This is a genomic window from Arthrobacter sp. JCM 19049 (assembly GCF_001310435.1).
Map to the genome: position 1 here is coordinate 1 of NZ_BAXF01000461.1, position 1,695 is coordinate 1,695.

The following is a 1,695-nucleotide window of genomic DNA, read 5'->3' on the forward strand; positions in this document are numbered from 1 at the left end:
CGCCGACGAGCCGATGTTGCCGGTCGCCAGGCGCTGGTGGTGGAGATGCGCGGTGAGCCGGTCACCATCGCCGAGGCCGACCGCACCCAGCTACCATGCGGCCCTGGCCCACGGGGCCAACCACCTGAACACCATCACCGCCCAGTCCATGGACCTGCTGCGGCGCATCGGGGTGCAGGAGCCGGGCAACACGCTGCGTGCCTGATGAGCGCCAGCCTGGACAATGCGCTGCGTTCCGGGGCCGGTCTGCTCACAGGCCCGGTGGCGCGCGGGGATGTGGGCACCGTGCAGGCCCACGTTGAATCCCTGGCCGATGATCCGCAGGAAACCGCGGACAGCTACCGCACCCTGTCCCGCGCGACCGCCATCCGCGCCCGCGCCCAGGGCCTGATCTCCGAGGCGACGCTGCGCGAACTGCTGGGCATCCTAGAATAGTGCTGTGAAAAGCCCCGCCGCGAAAAGCCCCCAGGTCCGTGACCACCCGCGCCGAACTGCGCGCCGCCATCCGCGCCGCCGCCCCCGCCTCACTGGGTTCGTGCCGACGATGGGCGCCCTGCACTCGGGACACGAACAGCTGTTCCGGCAGGCGCGGGAGGAAAACCAGCTGGTGGTGATCTCCATCTTCGTCAACGAACTGCAGTTCAACGACCAGCAGGACTACCAGCGCTACCCGCGCGACCTGCAGGCCGATGTGCAGGTGGCCGCCCGGGCCGGGGTGGACCTGGTCTTCGCGCCGGCACCACAGGAGGTCTACCATGCCGGGACCCCGCTGATCCGGCTGGACAGCGGCGCCTTGGGACGCATGTATGAGGGGGCCTCACGCCCCGGGCACTTCGACGGCATGCTGGCGGTGGTCGCCAAGCTGCTGCACTATGCCGATCCCGGGCAGGGCACTACCGTGCCTACTTCGGGCAGAAGGACGCCCAGCAGCTGGTGCTGGTGCGCCGCATGGTCGACGACCTGGACTACCCGGTGCAGATCCGCGCGGTGCCGATCGTGCGCACCGCCCAAGGGCTGGCCCTGTCCAGCCGCAACGCGCTGCTCAGCCAGCGGCAGGCCACCGCCGCCCTGGTCATCCATCGGGCCATCGAACTGATCGCCGGGCGGGCCGCCCGCCACGAACCGCTGTATCTGGAGGACGCGGTCGGGCTGTTCCAGATGGAACCGGAAGTTGAGCTGGACTACTTTGTGGTGGTGGACCCGGACACCCTGCAGGAGCTGGCCTTCAACTGCCAGGACACCCCGTTCACCGGGCAGGGCTGATCCTGGTGGCCGCCACCGTCGGCGGGGTGCGGCTGATCGACAACCAGCCGATCTAGGCAAAGCGCCGTGCCGCGTCCGCCAGCAGCTCGCGGAACCCGCACAACTCCTCCATGATCTGCGCAGCGGGCTGCACCCGGATGCTGAACGCTGCCGCCTGGCCGGCGTAGACCGGGGCGATCTGCGGATCCGCGTCCGCCCGGGCCTGCTTCATCCGCTCCCGCAGGGCGGCATCGGCGTGCTCTTCCAGCCCGGACAGATCCCCGGCCCAGCGCCGGGAGAACTCATTGGCCAGCGCCCGCCCACCGAACTCGGGTGCCCACGGCAGCTGCTGGGCGATGTCAAACGCCCGGGTGTAGACGGTGTCATCCAGCCCGCGGCATTAACCGCATCCTTGAAGCGGGCATGGCCGCTGGCTTCGGCCGCGGTGATGAA

General features: G+C 69.8%; 2 protein-coding genes and 2 pseudogenes. 3 read left to right on the forward strand and 1 reads right to left on the reverse strand.

Annotated features, from left to right (window positions below; all coding sequences use genetic code 11):
• The first annotated feature begins 13 nt into the window (after positions 1-13).
• A pseudogene (locus JCM19049_RS20995) lies at positions 14-435 on the forward strand (DUF2520 domain-containing protein).
• Between the two features lie 56 nt (positions 436-491).
• Positions 492-1,319 (forward strand): annotated as a pseudogene (panC, locus tag JCM19049_RS13395) (pantoate--beta-alanine ligase).
• On the opposite strand, the gene JCM19049_RS21000 reads toward panC, so the two are convergent.
• The gene (locus JCM19049_RS21000; protein ID WP_279403218.1) at positions 1,316-1,474 is read right to left on the reverse strand and encodes a hypothetical protein; all 159 of its coding nucleotides are present in this window, start codon (positions 1,472-1,474) and stop codon (positions 1,316-1,318) included. The pseudogene panC and the gene JCM19049_RS21000 overlap by 4 nt on opposite strands.
• Before the next feature lie 24 nt (positions 1,475-1,498).
• Here JCM19049_RS21000 and JCM19049_RS21005 point away from each other — a divergent pair.
• The coding region (locus tag JCM19049_RS21005; protein ID WP_279403219.1) for a hypothetical protein at positions 1,499-1,695 on the forward strand (197 nt) is incomplete at its 3' end.